The sequence below is a fragment of the Terriglobia bacterium genome, assembly GCA_035712365.1.
Taxonomy (GTDB): domain Bacteria; phylum Acidobacteriota; class Terriglobia; order UBA7540; family UBA7540; genus SCRD01.
The window spans coordinates 25,806-44,365 of sequence record DASTAW010000021.1 but is presented as its reverse complement, the minus strand read 5'-3'; the positions used below and the strand labels follow the sequence as shown (position 1 = coordinate 44,365).

The window sequence follows — 18,560 nt, the reverse complement described above, 5'->3', positions numbered from 1 at the left end:
GGCGCCGGGATGCAGATGGAATGATGCCTCCCTTTCATTCCGCCCGCTCGCATGCCTTTGTATTAAAATAGTCAGAAGGAGATTTTGGATCCATGGACAACGACGTTTTGCGGATTGCGGACCGGGAATTCCGCTCGCGATTATTTGTGGGTACGGGCAAGTACAAGAGCTTTCACGAAATGGTGCGCGCGCACGAAGCTTCCGGCGCCGAGGTCGTGACGGTGGCCGTGCGGCGCGTAAACCTTACAGACAAGAGCAAGGAATCGATGCTCGATTATATCGACCGGAAAAGGTTCTTCATCCTTCCCAATACGGCCGGCTGCTACAATGCGGATGAGGCGGTGCGCGCAGCTCGGCTGGCACGTGAAGTTGGATTGTCAAACTGGGTAAAGCTGGAGGTCATCGGCGACCAGAAAACTTTGTTCCCGGACAATTTCGAACTGGTGAAAGCAACTGAGACTCTGGCGCGCGAAGGGTTTGTGGTGATGCCTTACACAAACGACGACCTGGTCACTGCCCGTCGTCTGATCGACGCCGGCGCGGCGGCCGTGATGCCGCTGGGCGCCCCCATCGGGTCGGGGATGGGAATCCAGAATACTGCCAATTTGCGGATTCTGCGCGAGATGATTACGGAGGTCCCCCTCATCGTGGATGCCGGGGTCGGCACCGCTTCCGACGCAGCGCTGGCGATGGAACTGGGAGCGGACGGCGTGCTGATGAATACAGGAATCGCCGGCGCGCAGGACCCGGTCTTGATGGCCGAGGCAATGAAGCAGGCGATCGAGGCGGGGCGCAAGGCCTACCTGGCCGGCCGCATACCGAGGAAACTCTATGCAACCGCATCCAGCCCTCTGGAGGGCGTGGTTCGCTGACTGGCGGAAGACGGCTAAAGGGCGACTTCGCGAGCTGAAGATACCCTGACTGTGATCAGCCCACAACGATCTGTGATGTGGCGGATTTAGCGGCGGGTGGGGGTTTGTGCGGGTGGTCCCTGCCGTGGACCGGCCGACGACTCAGCCAATCCCTTGTCAGGCAGCGTGTAAATGATTTCGCCGGGCCTGGCCAGTCGCAACTGGTCGCGGGCCTGTTTTTCAATGGCTTCGGGATTGTTCTTCAGAGCATGGATTTTCTGCTCGAGTTGCTGGTTCTCAATTGAAACTTTTTGAATCTGCCGCTGCAGAGCGGTGTAGTCCTTTTTTTCCCGCCGCAGCGTCATATACCCATTACTGCCAAAAATCTCATGCATCAGCAGGACGAGGCTGAGCAAGGCCATCGCGAAGAGGGCATTACGCCTGAGCGTTTTGCGGTCCCAATTAAGGAGATTCATAAAGCAGTTAGAGCAACCTCATCCCATCGGGTTCCGAGCCGCCTGGAACGCGCCTTCCCAAGGCGTGCAAGCCGACGCAGTTGCCAGAATATCACTGTTTGCGCAGAAAGTTGCAAACTATTGCTTTCCGGTTGCGTTTCATCGGCCTAACCACTCAAGGGGCACGCCGGGATTCCCGGAAACGATTCGGGTGGCGGCTGTAGAGTGTCTGGTGTATCTTGAAGATGAGGTCTGCAAAAGAGCGAACAACATCGGGATCTCCAGGGAGCCTACCCTGTTGACCGGGCGTTCGACGCATGACAGGTTGCGAGCAGCGCCCTCTCCGTCCACGAGGAGGTCACGTGACCGATAAAGTTGTCATTATGGTAACGGCTTCCAGCCGGCGGGAGTGCCGCAGGATTGCCCGACGTTTGATTGAGGAGAAGTTGGCGGCCTGCGTCAACATTACCCAACCCATCCAGTCCGTTTACCGCTGGGAAGGGAAGATCGATCACGGCAGGGAATTCCTGATGTTCATTAAGACAACCCGTGATCTGTTCCCGCAGATCAGATCAGAGATTGCGCTGATCCACTCCTACCACACTCCAGAGATCATTTGCCTGCCTATCATTGATGGGTCCCCTAACTATCTGCAGTGGGTAGCTGATGCGGTAGGACCCTCCGTACAGAACATAGCCTCAAAGGAATAATTCCGAGCGGATACAGGTTCACACCAGAGTCTTTCCAGGCGCGAAGCTATGAAGCGTTTACTATATAATTAATCACTGATCCGGACTTGACATTGCAACCAACGCATCTTAGAATCCCTTCATCGGCGGCATGTTCCGCTGACCAGGTGGCCTGTTTTCAGTAAGATAACGATTGGCCGCTTGTTTGAAGATTTTGAATATCGTAAATGCAAAGGTTCGAGGGCAAGTTGCTACCCGGCCAGACCAGTCGCCCCGGGCCTGCTCAGTTCGAGCGCTTTACCAGACTTGAGCGGAAGCGCGTTAGCTGTTTCCCAATCACCGCTCTTTTCCTTCAAGTTCTCTCCAGTGGATTCAGAGAATCCAGCCGGGGGCCGGGGTCCAGAAGTAAGTAAGCCGCTAATTGAAATTCAGGAGGGGGGCATGCCAATGCTGAAATCCATGAGATCGTGTGTCTGGATTTTTGCCCTGTTGGTTGTGTTTTCGACTAGTCTCTATGCTCAAAATTTCGTTTATACGAATAACGACCTTGCGAGCGCCAATGCTAACTCTGTTTCTGCCTATTCGGTGGATACGAATGGCGACTTGAGTCCTATTCCTGGTTCGCCCTTTGCGACCAACGGCACCGGCAACGGTGGAGGTCTTTCCTCTGCCAGCCGCATTGTTGTTGCTGGCAACTTCCTTTATGCTTCGAATGCCGCCAGCAACAACGTCAGTGCTTTCACCGTTGATACAGGCACCGGCGTTTTGACCGCCGTAAGCGGAACTCCATTTCCCACAAATGCTTTCGACGATCCGTCCAATTCCGGCATTTCGCTGGCGGCTACGCCGGGCGGGAATTTTCTCTATGCGGGCAGCACGGGTTTTGGCGGGCAGATATCGATCTTCAGTATTAACTCAGCGACAGGCGCGCTAACGATGCTGGGAAGTCCGATTTTTGCGGGTGGGGCGGTGTCTGGCCTGAAGGTGAGCCCTGACGGTAAATTCCTTGCGGTTGCCCTCTCTCAGCTCGGTCAAATAGCGGTGTTCGCCATTCAGTCCGATGGGAGCTTGCAGGCAGTTGCCAATTCTCCATTCACGCTGACTTCGGGTTCTGCCACCGGCGTCGATATCAACTGTGCGAGTAATCTGCTCTATGCCGGCGGGCCATCGGGGAATATTTACGCATTCAATATCGCTTCCGATGGACAGCTCACAGCAGTTACGGGTTCGCCCTTTGGTACGGGGCATGCCAGCAACCAGGTGGTGACCCTCAGCACCGACGACAAGACGCTCTTTTCCAGCAATCAGGGTGACAATACGGTAACGGCGTTCGCCGTGGATTCAACTGGCGGCTTAACGCTGCCAGGAACTTCGGTCAACGCCGCTGGGACCGCTGGGGTGGACACTCTTCCGGGCGGGCTGTCGGTCAGCAACGATGGCACTCTCCTTTTCGCCGCTGATACGTTCAGTGCGGTTTCGTCGTTTGTCCTGGGAGGATCATCGCCGCTCATCTTCGGCACGCTGACTTCCACGATATCACCGTTGCATTCCCTTGCCGCTTTCCCTGCAAAAGCCTGCTCGTCCGGATCGACCTCGGCGGGCCTGTCTGCAACCCTGCAGATTTTGGCCGGACCGCCGCCCGGATTTGACCTGGAAGCAACGCTCAGCCTCGACTCAAGTATTGTAGTCAATCCGCTGACGCAAGTGGTTAACATTCAGATTGGAACTCTTTCGACCAGTTTGCCTGCAGGCTCGTTCAAGTTCGCCCAAAACGGAAAGAATTCAGGAAGCTACGTTTTCCAGGGTACACTCAGCAACACCAACCTGAAAGTGCTGATTAGGCCGCTCGGCCAGAATCAGTTTCAGATCTCCGTCTTCGGCAAGCAGATTGACTTGTCGGGCCTCCCCACCCCCATAGCGGTCACTGTTGGTATTGGAGGCAATTCCGCCAGCGCCAGCGTAATGCCAATTTCAGGGCCTCAGCGCTTAAACTCGCCCGTGAAGTGACGCCCCAACAGGTCCTGCAAAGGGCCGGATGCTCACTACTGCTTTTTTCGGAGAGTTTTTCGCGGCTGGCCAGCTAGCTGGCCGTATTGTGACAATTTAAGTCTTTGGCACGGGCAGGACTACTACGCCATAATGACCCGCTTTCTCGTGTTGAGACTTGCTACCCCCCCGTATGTCCAGTGTGCTAATCTAAGAAACACGCATTTAGGGCTGAATTTTCGTCTTCCTTGTGCCACTCGGGAAGCCGAATCTACTGCTGGGGGGACGCAAACGCCATGACGAGGTGGAGAAATGCGGTTATCCAGGCTGGGTTTAATTTTCATGTTCGTTTGCATGTCTGTAATTGCCAAGGCTGAAATCATTCAACTAAAGAACGGTGACCACCTGAACGGCACCTTCCAACGGCTGCTGGGTGGCAATGTCATCTTTGAAACCGCTAACCTGGGCACCCTGACCATACCTGCCGCCAACATCACGAATTTCACTTCCGCGGCAACGGTCGTTGTCCTTCTCAAGGGCGGGAAAAGAGCGGACGGAATTTTTTCGGTGACCGGCTCAGGCGCCTGGCAACTGCAATCCAACAACGCTACTACGCCGCTGTCGCCGGGGGACGTGGTGGCGATCTACCCGTCCGAGGTTTTCATGAAGGAAAACCCTGAAGGGCATCGACTGCCGTGGCAGGATTGGAAGGGAGGAGGGGCTTTGGGCTACGTCCTCCAGCAGTCCAGCCAGGATTCCAGGTCGCTTTCGATAATTTTTGCCAGCAAACGTCAAGAACCACGATTGGAAGGGCTCCCGCCTCGGCAGCGCACGAGTTTCGGCTTCAATCTGGCCAACGCCACCATTACCCAATCGGGAGTGACGACCCGGGCCAATACGCTGACCTCCGTTCTTCGGCAGGACTTTTTTATCGGTGGCGATGCGCGCAATTTTCTTTTTGTGCAAGGCCAGTGGGACCACCTCCAGCCACAGGAATTGGACCTACGACAGAGCTACGGCGGCGGCATTGGAAGAGACCTGATCCGGCACGCCGCTTTTACTTTCAGCATCCAGGGGGGGGCCACCTACGTCAGAACGAGTTTCGCAACCGGGGAACTACGCAACGAAATGGAAGGACTGGCGGGGGAGAAGATCGTCTGGGCCGGTTTTAAACATCTGAACATCGACCATGAATTTGACTTTTTCCCCAGCCTGACGTCCGCTGGAGACTACCGGTTCAACTCACTGACCGCGCTGAACGCACCCATTTCGAAGCATTTCTCCTTCAACGTCGGCCTCACCGACCAGTATCTCAGCAGGCCGGTGCCAGGAACGCAGGGCAATGTCCTGATCTTGAGCACGGGCCTGGGCGTCAACTTTTGATCGAATGATCTGCAATCATCGATGTGGCACGCCATTCCCGCTGCCTTCCTGCGGCGGCCACATCGAGCCTTTCCCGTGTTCACTTAAACCGCTTACGGAATTTCAGCTCCAGGCCAAAAATGCCGTTCTGGTCACGGAAGCCCCGCACGGACATGCGAGGGTTTACGGTGAACTCGAATTCGATCACGCGGTATTGCGAGTTGGCCGTACTGGTTTCATAGGTGAGGGTCAGGGCTGGGGAAAGTTGCTGCTCGACGGTGAGGACGGGGCCGCTCAGCGTTCCGAGTTCAGTGCTGGCGGGCGAAAATTTGATGCGGCTCACCCCGAACAGGCGCTGGATTCTTCCCGTCATCTGGCTTGAGAGCGCCTGCGAAAGCAGGGCGCTTGCGCCGGTCGTGGAGAACGGGTTCCTGCTTTCGGGAGCGAATTCTTCCAGGCGCCTGGAGTATCCGAATGCCAGCAGTGAGAGTATGTCCGAGGTTGGCAAGGGAGGATCAGACCGGTAGGAAAATCGAATCCGGTCAGGCGGTCCGGAGATTTCAAGGGTCAAGTCGTACTTCTCGACGCGTGTCTGCGCTTGCAGGTCAAGGACGGGCTCCGTCCGAAAAGGGTTGCTCATGGAAATATCGCCGCGGGTCAGCGTATAGCGATTGCCGCGGAAGATGGCATCACCGCTGCGCAGATAGACGTTGCCCACCACGACGGGATTGGCAAGGGTGCCTTGAACATGGAGATCGATGTCCGAAACAAGACGGAGGTCATGGGTTTCAATGCGAACGGGCCGGAGCGAGGCGAGCCCCACGTTCAGGCTGATGCTGGAAGCGAGCGATGAAGGGTGGCTGACAGACGTTCCGCCAAACGGGCTGGGTCCGGAGATGAAGTCTGCCAGGTTCAGGCTTTCACTGGCAAAAAGGTTGCGCACCACGACATTGCCGTTGAGCTGACCTTGCGCAGTGGTCCCGGCGAGCGTGAGGTTGCCGTCCAGGACGGATGTGAATTCAGCCGGATAGCGCACGCGAACCTGGGAAAGTTCCGCCCGGATCTGATAGCGAGGGGCGTCCTGCAGGACCAGGAATCCGGAAAGGCGGACGGTCCCGCCACCGATGGTTCCTTTCAGGGCAGAGATGACTGCCCGCTCTCCTTCCAGCTTGATGGCGCCGTTCAGCGCATTCAGCCGGAAGGGGAGGTCTGTGTAACCGAGCCCAACGTCTTTAACCTGGATCTCGCCGCTCAGTTGCGGTTCTGACAATGGGCCCCTGATCCTCAATTGCAGGTCTGATTCTCCGGTAGCCTGGACATCACTCGCCAGCAGGCCGATCAACGTCGCCGCCGCTTTGCCCTTGGCGGAGATATCAAGCGTCGCGAGGCGCCCAAAACGGACCGACCCTCCCGCTTCAAAATTAGTGGACGGCCCCTCCAGTCGAAGCTGTTTAAGTTTAAGACTTCCGTCGGCGTAGCTGATCTCGACAGGCCCATCGTTTGAAAGGCTGAGGGAGGGGAAGTTGATCCGGAGCTGCTGGACTTCGCTGCTTCCGGTCAACTTACCGATCTGCCTGAACGGGCCTTCCAAAGAAAACGCGCCGCTGGCGGAAACTGCGGCCGCCATCGAGTGGCCCGAAAGCTCCTGGATCCAGGGGTCCATGCGCATTCCGGAGTATTGTCCCGAAAGGTGCAGGGGCCAGTTGTCTCGCGTCTCGATGTCTCCGGCCATCTGGAAATTGCCAGCCTGTCCGCCCCCGCCCTTGACCTGGAGCTTTATCTGCCGGTCCTGCCAATCGCCGTCGGCGTGCACGCTTCCGAGTTGCTGCCCTCTCCACGCGAGGCCCGTGATATCAATTCCCGCATGCAATTGCGCCCTGTCAAAAGCTCCACCACCCTGGAGGTCGAAACCGACAAGGCCGGAAATTCCGCCACTCGTTTTTGTGCCGGCTGTTTGAGGATTGAGGAAGTGGATGTGCTCGAGTGGAAAATTCCGGCCACGCACGCTGGCGGAAAACGTGCGCTCCACCGGATCCACCTGCATGGTTCCGTCTGCACGCCCCTGGCCTTCCGTGAGCTTAAAGGCCCGGATGTTCCAGTTGGATCTGGTGGCGATAATTTCCGCCGACAACGAGTCAAACGGGACCCCAGCAAACTCCCCTTTGTCGATCGAAACCTGACCGCGCCCGGAGAGGCTTTCAACTGTGCCTTCCACCTGCACCTGACCCGAAAGCAAGCCCTGCATCGAAGGCTTCAAACTCAGGGCGGCCCGCAGGCCTGCGACAGGAGTTTCATGGGCTGCCGCATCGAGACGCACGGTGCTGTAAGGTTCGAGTTTCCAATCCACCAAGCCGATGTCGGCATTCAGAGTGAGCAAACTCCTGCCCAGCTTGAGCCGCCCTGACTGGATTCGTGTCTCCAGGGGCGAGACGACGACGTTCGCATCGAAGCTGTCCCACAGCCATCCTCCATAATTGAATTTCCCGGTGCTGATTTGGCCTGCGATTTGGGGCTTCGATAAAGTTCCGGATAAATGACCTGTGAACACGGCCTGGCTGTGGAGCGTGACTGGAAGTGGGTTTCGGGTTTCGATCATGATCCGGGCGATAGGGCGCCATTCCTCGAAATCTGAAGTCACGAACCTGACCGCCAACGATGATCCGGCATCGCCGAGTGTGCCCAGGGCGTCCAATGTCGAGCGGGGAGTCGATATCTCTGCGTGGTCGAGAGTCAAGAGGACCTTTTTCCCCACGTCAAACGATCCTTGCGCCTGTCCGCTCAACAGAAGTCCTGAAATCTTCGGCCGTTTTGGAGGACCGAATCGAAGCTCGAACTGGCTTTTCAAACCGGAGGGCCCTTCCCAATTTGCCTTGACAGTTCCGTTGATAACAGCCTGAGGATGGAAATCCCCAATGGAGGCCAGCGCACGGGGCGCCGCTTGCATTAAGACGCCAAGATCCAGGTTCTTTACTTGACTGCGCAGAACAACCCGCCGCCGGGCTTTGAGCAGATTCAGGGTGGCGTCGCCGTCTGCCCTTGCCTTCAGGCCGGTGAGGGAGAAGCCTGGGACCCTCAACACGTTCCCGGCAAGCTCGTAATCGGAAGTGAAGTTCAGTTTACCCGGGTTGACTTCCCGCGTCCTCAGCTTCAGATCGCGCGCGCGGATGCGGCCCTTAGCCGAAATCCCCTTTGGGTTATAGCTCCCTGTGCCGTCCACGTAAAGGTAACCGCTTTCGAGTGGTGTGATTCTGAGGGCGCGGGCAAATTCCTGAAGACCGCCGTTCATGCGGAAGTCAAAGTTTGCGGCAAATTCTGGCGTCCAGTGGAGGGTGCCGGCGAGATGTCCGCGAAAGTTTGCGATTTGCCAGCTTAAACCGGGCACGTCAATCTGCTGGTCTGAGAGCTTGAATGTAGTGGCAAAGGAGAGGTGCGGCCAGGTATGTCCCTGCCAGTCGAGCGCGGTGTCGGACGAGGCGATCGAGCCAGAATAGCGGCGGTCCTGGCTGAGGTGCAACTGGATGGCGACGCTGTTGCCGCCCACCTCGAGAGGGATCCGCTGGTTATTCCATTGCAGGGTGGTGCGGCTCAGCGTCATGCGCTTGATTTCCAGATTCAAGAGGTCAGCCAGGGCACGTCCGTTGCGGGCTACTGCAGTGGCGCCAGGAAGGTTCGTTGAGCCGTCTGCGTAGGTGTGGACACAGATTTCAGCCTGCTGCCACTGTAGGGTCCGAAGCAAGAGCCGGAACTCCACGAGCGATTGTGGACTGACATTCGCCACCACATCACTCGCTGAAAACAGAGGTTGTACAGTGTCTTTCTCAAGCCCGTGGACCACCAGCCGGTCAAAACTGACCCTGAGGCGGAGAGGGCTGAACTTCATTCCTGCAATTTCGACTAGTCCTCCGGTGACCTGCGTCAGGCCTGCCTCAATACGCTGCTGAAGGATATTGCGAAACCACGCCGTACTGGCAAGGCCGATGATCACGGCCACGAGAACAACGATAATCCCGGCCGAGTAAATCAGCCAGCGTACCAGTCTCCGCAATTTCGAATCCTTCGAGTTCAACCTTCGGACCCTCACCATCTCATTCTGCGTGAATGGTCACCCGATGGGTTGACTTCAGCCGATCGAGCCAGTTGTCGAGCAACCCGTTCATTTTCTTCTGCACCAGAATTTCACTGATCTGTTCTCTAACGTCGTCCAGAGCAGGTGGCGGGCCGCCATGGGCCTTCGCATACTCAGGGACAAAAGTGTTTTTGTAGTAGTCTTCCACTTCACTGGGATCCGGCGTCGCCGCGGGCCGCAATCGGTTGTTAATCATTTGCAGGGTACGCTGGTAAAGCTCAAGCCGCTTCAACACCTGCGGTTCTGTCATTCCCAGTGATTGGAGCGACTCGCTGTAGGCTGATGGGTCGTGAAATTTCTCGCGGACGCTCTTCAGCGTATCCTCGGCGTTTTTCGTCCCGTCCTTTGAGGGTCCCACTGACCGCTGGATCTGTTCAGCGAGCAGCCTTTGACTGATGAGCCTGCTGAGAGCGTCTTTGCTCTCTTCAGGGGTCGGCCCGCCCGCCGGCGTTTTCCCGTCCAGGAAACGTTCGAATCGGTATTCCTCGGTAACGTCGCGCTGGGTGATGGCGTCATCGCCAACCGAGGCGACCACGCTGTTGAGCGTCTCAGCTCCCGCAGGAACGGGGAGGAGACCCGCTATCACGAGCAGCATGCAGGAGGCGATCAGAAGCTTTGGCCGATGCTTAAAAAATACTGTATGCGTGGTAATCGGAGCACCTCCAGGCCATTCTGGCCGGCAACCTGGTACTGTGTCGGGTTCAGAGCATAACCCACGTCGAACCGCAGCGGGCCGACGGGTGTTTTATAAAGCAGTCCCACACCCACCGCGTGGACCGTGTAATCCAAATCCGTTGGAGAACTCTGCGAGACCTTCAGCAGGCGCATTCTGCGGACGGTGGAGTATACATTCCCCATGTCGTGGAAAAGCACCACGCCCATGCGGTCCTGAGCGACAGAAAAGCGGAGTTCGAGTGAATTCAGAAAAAGGGCGTTTCCGCCGATCGGAAACCCGGTTTGCGGGTCGCGCGGCCCAGCCTGGTTGATGGAAAATCCGCGGAGTGAATCGCTTCCGCCCGAGAAGAGCCGCTCTGGGAGGGGAATCTCATGGGTCAGAATGACCTGCTGTGACCCGTCAGGATTAGTGACAGTCACCTGCCTGAGACTGCCGTAGGGCGACTCAATTGCCAACCGCGTATTACGTGCGAAAACCAGGAATGGAGTCAGGCGGTAGTAGGTGGCGTTTTGAGTTACAAGCCGAAGGAAGTTGGCTGCTGACCCCAGGCCGGACCAGGAGATGCCTGCGTCAGCCAGCGAATACGACCCGCGCGTAGGATCGACCGGATTGTCACGATGATCATTAACGTAGCTGAGCGCAAACATGCCGATCCGAGCCGCACGGCTGGCAAGCGGGATCTGTTCAGGTGAGATCTTATTCGACAGGTCGAGCGCCTGGACGTTGCGAAAAGAATAACGCGCCGACAGGAAAGTAGTCTGGCTCCAACGCTTTTCCAGGACCACCGACGCTTCCTTTCGTCTTGCCGTAAAGGTTAAAACATTGCGGCTGGAGTCGGCATTGGCGATGAGCCGCACACTGATGTCGCGGCGCGTCGGAAATTTGGGGATGAAGTAGCTGACGTCAGCCCCCTTGTCGAGGGTTGAAAACCTGCCACGAAAGCTCAGCGTCTGGTCGCGGCCGCCTACGCCGATGCGCGAGACCTCCAGAGAAACCCGAGGGCTGGCTTTCAACTGGCCCTGGGGTTCGTTGCTGCCCAGCCGCTGGACTTCGACGCCGCCGCCATATCCCAGCGTCCAACGGGGCGCCTCTTCCATGCTGACCAGAACGGTCTTTTGGGTCTCTTCCGCCTGCGGGTTCTGAGGCGCAATCTGCACCTGGTTAAACAGTCCGAGATCGTAGAGCTTCCGCTGAGACTCCAGCAGGGCGCTATCATTGATCGGCTGATTTCTTCCGAACGTCAGTTCGCGCCGCACAACTCCATCGCGCGCGTGCTTGTTGCCAAGCAGAACCACCCGCTCGATCGTTTGCTGGTTTCCAGGGACGACGGCGTAATTCACGTTCATCAGATGGTCCTGCCCCGCCGCGGCACTGCTGGTGTTGACGCTGGCGTGAGAATAGCCATGGTTGGTGAAATAGCGAAGGATCGAGTCACGATCGTTTTGTTCGTTTTCGGGCGAGTAGAATGAGCCGGGTCGATTGGCCAGGCGCGCCATCAGCAGTTTACGCTGGTCGTCGGTAACGCCCTGGATTTCAACCTTCCCCACCATCGTTCTTTCTCCTTCCTGAATATCGAGCGTGACGAAAAGATGCTGCGGCAAATCCCGATAGTAGAAATTGAAACGGGGAGTTATCTTTGCGTCCAGGAAGCCCTGCGATTCGTATACACCCTTCAGGGCTTTGATGTCATTGTTGAGCATTTTATTGCTGAATGCGGCGCTCTGGAACGGGAATTCTGCTCTGCGGACCGTCATGGTTGGCGCGAGGGTTGCATCGGGAAGGTGGCTATTCCCGGTGAACTTGTATCCTTCAAAGCTCCCGATCGGTCCTCGCGCTACCTTGTAGGTCACCCGCATGTGATCGGCCGTGACGTGTTCGACGGGTTCGACGGTGACCTTGGCCCGCAGATAGCCTTTCTGCTGGTAGAAGTCGGTCAACGCTTCGTTTCCCCTTTCGAGGGAAGGCTGGTCAATTACACCGTCCTGGTAGAGAGGAAGTATATCCCGTAGTTTGCGACGGGAGATGTCCGCGCCTCGGACGTGGACCTCGATCACCGGCCCGGCTTCGCACTGGACAAAAAGGGTTTCCGTGTTCGTTTTGGGAGCAAATACGCGCTTCTGAACCGTGGCGCTGGCCTGGATATAGCCGCGTTGCAGGTAGAAATTATGGATCTTATAAAGGCCCTTTTCGATGTCCGCTGATGTGATCTGATTGCCCGGATGCCAGCCCGTTACCGACCGAAGCCGGTCGGGAGAATAGGCCGAATGACCATTGAAGATTACGGCCTTCAATCGGGCCTGAGGTCCCGGCGTTATCGCAACCAGGATATTGGCTTCCTCGGTGGCTGGATTCGGCGCGACTGAGTTCTGAACCTTCGCTTGATAGAACGCGTTGTCGTGAAGTACGGCAAGGATGTCTTGCATGGCCGCTGCAAGCTCGTCCGGGTAAAGAGGATGTCCCAGCGGCAGGCGGGCGGAGGCTACGAGGGTGCTGGCGTCCAGCGGTTTGGGCGTCCCGGTGACTTGCACAGAACCAATATAATACCGTGCCTTGCCTGCAAAGGTGAGCACCACGCCGCCTGCTTCCGGCTCCGCGTCGGCGCGAAGGCTGGCAAAGCGGCCGGTCGCGTAAAGATTTTTCAGGCTTTCATCAACTTTCGCCGGATCGAGTAACTCCCCGATTTGCTGCACAATCTGTGTCTTGAATTGGTACAGATAAAGCTGCGCGTCCGTCTTCAGCTCAATACGTACGACCCTTTGGCCCCACTCAGGGGACTGGGCAATTGCGAGAACAGTACATCCCAGCCAGATAAACAGCAAAAGAAATCCAGCGTGAAAAATGTACTTGCGGGGGGAAGTCGAAGCTGAACGGAACCCGTGGCGCTCGCTGGCTGTGTCCGCCAAAGTTGGGGGATACGATTGCTTGCCGCAATTCCTTTTCCAACAGATCAGTCGTTGCTCCCTATCGTTTTTCGCCGCCTAAAACAAGTCCTATTATATATTTCTTTTCAGGGGAGCACCGAGAAGGCCCACTTCGCACGGGATGGGCCGTCTGGCCTCGGTGGCCTCCGGTCCCTGGACTGACTGTTACTGCCCAGTCCGGTCCCGTCCAGGGAAGGAACATCCGGAGCGCAGCGGTCAGCAGCCGGTTAGCGGACGATACCCCCCAATAGCTCCTTCAGCAGGTTCGATGCCGGAAACCCCTGGCCGAGATGCTGGCGGAAGCCTTCCGCCCAACGAAAACCGGCCCGCTTTCCTGCCGCCTTCGCCATCTTCCTCATGGTGGCAATTGTTTCAGGTATCCCCTGCTGCGATTTGAGCCATGCCTGCTGGCTCTCATGGCAGGCGAGCATTTCTTCCTTGCGTTTGAGCGTTGTGCTGATATCCACGCAGATTGTGGATTCAATTTTGTGTCCGACAATGTCGCGCCTGCCAAACGCCTCGGCGTAGTAGAGGTGGGGCACGCTCTTGAGCGGTGGAGCCGGACGCCCGGTGCCCGTCTTGAAATTGGGGGCCATCGCGCCAAAGCAGGCGCTCTGGCAGAGGTGGCTCACCATTTCGTGGTCAATCATGTAATCAACCGGAGAATGCGTCAGCACCAGAGCGGGATTCGTCTGCCGGACAAGTTCCATGACTTTGTTCAGGTGAGGACGGTCGTAAAAAACCAGAAGGTCCTTGCTCTTCAGGCAGCGGTACCGTGCGCCAATCAGTGTGGCGGAGCGTGACGCTTCCTGCTGCCGCACCTTCGAAATCCTGGCTGCCGGAACGGTCGTGCTGCCACAGTCTCCCGCCGTCAGGGTTGCCATCTGGATCCTGGCGCCGCGCGCAGCGAGAAGAGCCAGCGTTCCCGCACAAAGGAACTCCGCATCATCGGGATGCGCGAAAACCGCCAGAACGTTGATGGCCTTGGGCATCAGGTCGGAGCTCCGTTAGTGGCACAGGCGGACATGCTCCATCTCCGCCGGCCCGGGCAAAAGATCAGACGGTTTGCCGTCGCGGCTACTCAGCCACGCTGAAGGTTGCTGCCAGGCGGGACGTCCCCCAGGCAACTTCAAGATCACCATGGCTCCCGTTGGCGGAAAGTTTGATGGTCATCTGGTCCACCGAGTCCTGGCCATTTTCCACTCTCATAGGTGTTTCAGCGACCTTCGCGCTGGAATCGTATTCGTCATAGGGCTTGGTGGACGCCACCAGGACCCACTTACCGGGTTCGGCCAACTCGGCCAGTAGAATATGTTTTCCCTTTGGGACTCGCGTATTTCCGAACAGCAGGTCGTGGTCGGATTCGATGGTTGTAGGCGTATTTGCTCCCATACGCCATACCTGGCCGGGCTTGAGCATGCCCAAAGGATCGCGACCTTTGAGCATTGGGCGACCGTAATCAATCGAGACATGGGCGGAGCCGATGGTTGCGGTGGCTTCTCCTCGATCGCCGCCCTGCGCCAGGAGCAGAGCAGCTCCGAGACTAGCTATCGCGATGGCAACGATGCTGATACCGGTGCGTTTGAGGCACTTCATCGATGTACCCTCCTTTAATCTTGTATTCAGGATCGCTGATGAGACCCGTTGAAGTTAGATTAATGCTTTCCGGATGATCCAGCTATGGCCTTCGCGATGGCTTCCCGAAGCGTTGCCGGGCTTGTAAACCCAACCCAGTGGCCTGTAATCGTGCCTTGCCGATTAATGAGAAAAAGCGTGGGATAAATAGAGATGCCGCCGTACGACTGGTTGCTTTCCTTGTTCCAGCGAGCAATGGGAAAGGTGATTCCTTCCTTCTCCGCATACCGCTGGCGGGTCTCGTCGCTGATGCCGAGCCCCAGTAGATCATCAGCGTTGGCCCCCACCACTTCAAACACTTTGGATCCAAAATCGCGCTGAATCCGGGCAAGCTCCGGCGCCTCTTTCATGCAAGGCGGGCAACCTGTGAACCAGACGTACAGCAGAGCAACTTTTCCGTCGAGCCCAGCGGAGGTGAGTTGCTTGTTGCCGGCTGCCGCCAGACTGAAGGAGGGCGCGGTCTTCCCGACCCAGCCGCCGAGTTCGTGCTTCGCTCCCGCTGCAAACCGGGGATCGTCCCGGATCAATTCCGCGTCTACTTTGGTGATTTCTCCCGTCGCCGGATCGCGCGTGATGAATTTCGGTACGCGAGGATCAGCTTCCATGACGCGGAGCAGCGTGTCGGCTTCCTCCGGATTCTTCAGCGAAAACTGTTCGGCAATGGTCTTCAGGTTTGGTGGCGCGGAAAACCTCTGCTGATACTGGACGACGAAGGTTGGAATCCGGAAGAAATCCTTATAGAGCTTGCCCAGCGCCGCGTGATCTTCAGGGGTCGTAAACACCGTGTTGTACAAATCTGTCACGCGTACCGGCTGACCGGCCTTCAGGTGGTCACGAATATAGCTGAGGATTTTTGCCTGGGGATCGGCCTGCGCCAGCAGGCAGCCGACGCCGAGGCCCAGGGTTGCGGCCGCAACCACCACAGACTGAAGCAGATTCTTCAATGGCTGCGGGCCTCCGCAGATGATTTTGCCGCTTGCGTTGTTTTTTCGAACGACTGCCATTGAAAGCCCAGCGAATACTGGATGTACTGGTCGAGGAATTCCCATCCATGGCCACCCTGCCGCAGCGCGTAAGTATGAGGGTAGTTTTCCCTGCTGAGAATTTCGTCCAGGATGCCGGCGCCCTTGTCAAACCCAAAACGGTCCTGGTCTCCGACGTCGAAATAGATCTTGAGGCCCTGGAATTTTGAAGGATCTTTGGCCAACGTCAGCGGGCTGTTTTCTTCCCAGTACGCCTGATTGAGCGGCGAACCGAACGCATGGCTCAGGATGCGTGAGTAGAATTGCCAGCGGCCCTCGGCAGGAAGAGGATTAGGCAGCTTATCGATCAGCACAGCGCTGGTGGCCGCCACGGAGCCAAACAGATCGGAATGGCGCATGGCCAGGTGCAGCGCGCCATAGCCACCCATCGAGAGGCCGCTGATGCCCCGCGCTCCTTTCGTGTCAATGGTCCTGTAGTGGTGATCGATAAACGGCACAAGCTCCTGAATGAAGAAATCTTCGTATCGGTCCTTGCCATCTTCTGAATTGATATAGAAGGTCTCTCCTCCATTTGGCAGCACCACAATAAATTGCCCAATGGTCCCATCGGCCGTCAGGCGATCGAAATTCTCCTTGCCGCCGCGGTCAATCCAGCGATGGTCGTTTTCGAACAAACCGTGCAGAAAATAGAGCACCGGGTACCGCCGGCTCGAGCTCGCATAATCAGCCGGGAGGTCGATGCAATAATCTACCGGATGGTCCAGGATTTTACTTGGGACAGAGTCGCACTGGATCGTGCCTGGCGCGGCAGCCAGAGCGACGCTGCCAGAGGCGAGGGCCCACGCGATGAACAAGATTGCGGCCGCGTACTGGCCGGCGCCGTGCAGTCGTCCACAAGCGGAACCACGGTCCTCAAAACAAATTGTTCTGCTCATAGATTAATGGGGTGCAGGCGTGCTGGCATGGGTACGCTCGCCTTCCACATAGATGTTGATCTTGCCGCCGCGCGATTCGGCACCGACGTCTCCACCCTCGCCGTTTGCGCGCCCGGCAGCGGACGCCGCCGCCCCGTAGGCGCTTCCGTGAATGTTCTTCAGCACCGATTTACTCTGGTCTTTTTGCTGGACCCGGCCCTTGACCGCATCTTTTGCAGGCAGGCTGTCAGTCGGGTGGAACTCAAGCACCGCACCTTCTGCGGCCTTGCTGGCTGCTCCCTCTTTTGAAGGCTCGGAAGACAGCTTGCTCGTTTGCGCCCGGGCCCTCACTTCCTCCGCCGCCCTGCGGGCTGCTTCTTCAGTGCTCACCAGAGTCACGGACTGGAGCGGCAGATTGGCCGCAGGCTTCACAGCTTTCCCGCTCTGGGAATCTGCCGCATGCGGGCTGGCAGTCTTCTGCTCCTGCGCGGTGGCTGCCGGGGACAGGGACACGCACATCACCAGAACAAGCAGCGCAGTTTTCCAGTATGTTCTGCTCATGTTTTGTAGCCCTCGAATGCTATCATTCTGGCCTTCTTCAAGGGCCGAGTCAAGACACGGAGGCCTTTCCGGCTGCCCTCGCAAAAGGCGATACGAGATTGCCGGCATTGTCAAAACGCGCTGAGAATCCTTCGGGCAGCATTCGCCAGCCGGTAAGCGCGCCAGCCTCCTCCGTAAAGGATGAGGAAACGGCCACACGGTTGAGTTCAAGAGTGTTTCGAATCCAGACGACGCGTTGCTCCTGCTCACCAGGTCCGCCGAGCGTGGCCAGCATATAATCGAGGGCCTCGCGGTCGGTAGCCAGATACATTGGCACGCGTGCCATGAATGGGTTTAGCGAGGTCCGGGCATTCATGTACGTTTTGCTGAGATCTATTTTGCGGTAGAATCGCTCGTGTATGGCATCCGCCATGCCGACTCCGATCGAGTTTCCGTCGCTCTCAGTGGTCAGGTCGCGCACGTAAATCAGCCCGATCTCAGGGCTATCAGCCGGTATCGGCCGCGCGCCCCGTCCCACAACCTTCGTGTCCAGGCCGGTCCCGCTGATGTTCTTGCCCATTTCGTCCACCACCAGTAGATGGCATTTCGCAAACGGCAGGCGCGGAACCAGGTTGCGCGCGATAGGCAGCGTCGCCTCCTCGACGGCAGCGATTCCTCCCGGGAGCGCGGCGCGCACGAGGGCTATCTGGTGCATCTCATTTTCCACGACAGCCAGCCCGCAAAGAATTTTTCCCGTGTCGAGTATAACGCCGGCGATTGACCGGATCACCCGCTCGTTGCCGTATCTGCGGCTCCCGCGATGCGTCACCGCCGCGCCCTCGCGCTTGCCCAGGCCGACGGCAATCATTTTCAGCAGGCCGCTCTCGATAGTTCCGCTGAAATCGGTGTGGGGCTTGATGCGGTTCACCACCAGGATGCTGTCGGCCTCCCACGCGTTCCTGTCCACGTTCGCCTCGAAGCCTTCTGCCGTCCGTCCTACTTCCACTGTGGCCATGTCAGATATGACCTCGGCGCCGACAAAATCAGGAGTGACGCCGTACTCCTCAAGGATCAGGCGCTGGCCTTCGGCGGTGGCCCCGCCGTGACTTCCCATGGCGGGAATCACAAAGGGCTGCGCGCCCTCGGACTTCAGCCAGTCGCATGACGCCTTGATGATCTCCTTCAGATTGGCGATGCCGCGGCTTCCGGCCGTAACGGCAATACGTCGTCCGGCCAGGCGGTCCCGGGGAATGGCGAGCCCGGAGAGCGACTGCCGTATTTCGCCCTCGAGGTCTGAGACCCCGGGCAAACTCGGCGAGGTGCGCTCAAGAAGTTTAAAACTGCTCAACGGAACGTGACCATTGTTCGCCATATAAAACCCTCAATGTGAGCTTACGGACGGTCGGGCGGTCCGGTCAAGTC

14 protein-coding genes are annotated in these 18,560 nt (G+C 57.6%); 4 read left to right on the top strand and 10 right to left on the bottom strand.

Features of this window, described 5'->3' with window-relative positions:
* The first annotated feature begins 92 nt into the window (after positions 1–92).
* Entirely contained in the window at positions 93–872 is a 780-nt protein-coding gene (locus VFQ24_06240) for a thiazole synthase (protein HET9177940.1), read from the top strand.
* 86 nt (positions 873–958) lie between these two features.
* Here the strand turns inward: VFQ24_06240 and VFQ24_06235 are convergent, their stop codons facing one another.
* The gene (locus VFQ24_06235; protein HET9177939.1) at positions 959–1,327 is read right to left on the bottom strand and encodes a septum formation initiator family protein; all 369 of its coding nucleotides are present in this window, start codon (positions 1,325–1,327) and stop codon (positions 959–961) included.
* A gap of 341 nt (positions 1,328–1,668) precedes the next feature.
* On the opposite strand from VFQ24_06235, the gene cutA reads away from it, so the two are divergent.
* From cutA to VFQ24_06220, 3 genes are all read left to right on the top strand, one after another.
* On the top strand, positions 1,669–2,016 hold the full coding sequence (cutA, locus tag VFQ24_06230; protein ID HET9177938.1) for a divalent-cation tolerance protein CutA: 348 nt from the start codon (positions 1,669–1,671) through the stop codon (positions 2,014–2,016).
* A gap of 420 nt (positions 2,017–2,436) precedes the next feature.
* Positions 2,437–4,002, top strand: coding sequence for a beta-propeller fold lactonase family protein (locus VFQ24_06225; protein ID HET9177937.1), 1,566 nt, complete (start codon positions 2,437–2,439; stop codon positions 4,000–4,002).
* 291 nt (positions 4,003–4,293) lie between these two features.
* Positions 4,294–5,364, top strand: a complete 1,071-nt coding sequence (locus VFQ24_06220; GenBank protein ID HET9177936.1) for a DUF481 domain-containing protein — start codon at positions 4,294–4,296, stop codon at positions 5,362–5,364.
* 79 nt (positions 5,365–5,443) lie between these two features.
* Here the strand turns inward: VFQ24_06220 and VFQ24_06215 are convergent, their stop codons facing one another.
* The 9 genes from VFQ24_06215 to VFQ24_06175 form a co-directional block, all read right to left on the bottom strand.
* Positions 5,444–9,388: a translocation/assembly module TamB domain-containing protein gene (locus VFQ24_06215; protein ID HET9177935.1), complete on the bottom strand. Its 3,945-nt coding sequence runs from the start codon at positions 9,386–9,388 to the stop codon at positions 5,444–5,446.
* 40 nt (positions 9,389–9,428) lie between these two features.
* Positions 9,429–10,064: a hypothetical protein gene (locus tag VFQ24_06210; GenBank protein HET9177934.1), complete on the bottom strand. Its 636-nt coding sequence runs from the start codon at positions 10,062–10,064 to the stop codon at positions 9,429–9,431.
* Positions 10,065–10,075: 11 nt separating this feature from the next.
* Positions 10,076–12,964: a POTRA domain-containing protein gene (locus VFQ24_06205; protein ID HET9177933.1), complete on the bottom strand. Its 2,889-nt coding sequence runs from the start codon at positions 12,962–12,964 to the stop codon at positions 10,076–10,078.
* 329 nt (positions 12,965–13,293) lie between these two features.
* Positions 13,294–14,058, bottom strand: coding sequence for a PIG-L family deacetylase (locus VFQ24_06200; protein HET9177932.1), 765 nt, complete (start codon positions 14,056–14,058; stop codon positions 13,294–13,296).
* An 85-nt stretch (positions 14,059–14,143) separates the two neighbouring features.
* Complete coding sequence (locus VFQ24_06195) at positions 14,144–14,662, bottom strand: DUF2911 domain-containing protein (GenBank protein HET9177931.1); 519 nt, start codon at positions 14,660–14,662, stop codon at positions 14,144–14,146.
* 59 nt (positions 14,663–14,721) lie between these two features.
* Complete coding sequence (locus VFQ24_06190) at positions 14,722–15,645, bottom strand: TlpA disulfide reductase family protein (GenBank protein HET9177930.1); 924 nt, start codon at positions 15,643–15,645, stop codon at positions 14,722–14,724.
* Positions 15,642–16,619 (bottom strand): alpha/beta hydrolase-fold protein, encoded by a 978-nt coding sequence (locus VFQ24_06185; protein ID HET9177929.1) that lies wholly within the window; start codon positions 16,617–16,619, stop codon positions 15,642–15,644. Before VFQ24_06185 ends, VFQ24_06190 begins: the two co-directional genes overlap by 4 nt.
* A 3-nt stretch (positions 16,620–16,622) precedes the next feature.
* Positions 16,623–17,159 (bottom strand): hypothetical protein, encoded by a 537-nt coding sequence (locus VFQ24_06180; protein HET9177928.1) that lies wholly within the window; start codon positions 17,157–17,159, stop codon positions 16,623–16,625.
* A 49-nt stretch (positions 17,160–17,208) separates the two neighbouring features.
* Positions 17,209–18,510 carry a lactate racemase domain-containing protein gene (locus VFQ24_06175; GenBank protein HET9177927.1) on the bottom strand — a complete coding sequence of 434 codons (1,302 nt, stop codon included), beginning with the start codon at positions 18,508–18,510 and terminating at the stop codon, positions 17,209–17,211.
* Positions 18,511–18,560: the final 50 nt, after the last annotated feature.

What these genes read in the sequence shown, in the direction of transcription:
- VFQ24_06175 (HET9177927.1), bottom strand. Translation starts at nt 18,510, where the DNA reads ATGGCGAACAATGGTCACGTTCCGTTGAGCAGTTTTAAACTTCTTGAG.
- VFQ24_06225 (HET9177937.1), top strand. Translation starts at nt 2,437, where the DNA reads ATGCCAATGCTGAAATCCATGAGATCGTGTGTCTGGATTTTTGCCCTG.
- VFQ24_06240 (HET9177940.1), top strand. Translation starts at nt 93, where the DNA reads ATGGACAACGACGTTTTGCGGATTGCGGACCGGGAATTCCGCTCGCGA.
- VFQ24_06195 (HET9177931.1), bottom strand. Translation starts at nt 14,662, where the DNA reads ATGAAGTGCCTCAAACGCACCGGTATCAGCATCGTTGCCATCGCGATA.
- VFQ24_06220 (HET9177936.1), top strand. Translation starts at nt 4,294, where the DNA reads ATGCGGTTATCCAGGCTGGGTTTAATTTTCATGTTCGTTTGCATGTCT.
- VFQ24_06210 (HET9177934.1), bottom strand. Translation starts at nt 10,064, where the DNA reads ATGCTGCTCGTGATAGCGGGTCTCCTCCCCGTTCCTGCGGGAGCTGAG.
- VFQ24_06185 (HET9177929.1), bottom strand. Translation starts at nt 16,619, where the DNA reads ATGAGCAGAACAATTTGTTTTGAGGACCGTGGTTCCGCTTGTGGACGA.
- VFQ24_06180 (HET9177928.1), bottom strand. Translation starts at nt 17,159, where the DNA reads ATGAGCAGAACATACTGGAAAACTGCGCTGCTTGTTCTGGTGATGTGC.
- VFQ24_06200 (HET9177932.1), bottom strand. Translation starts at nt 14,058, where the DNA reads ATGCCCAAGGCCATCAACGTTCTGGCGGTTTTCGCGCATCCCGATGAT.
- VFQ24_06235 (HET9177939.1), bottom strand. Translation starts at nt 1,327, where the DNA reads ATGAATCTCCTTAATTGGGACCGCAAAACGCTCAGGCGTAATGCCCTC.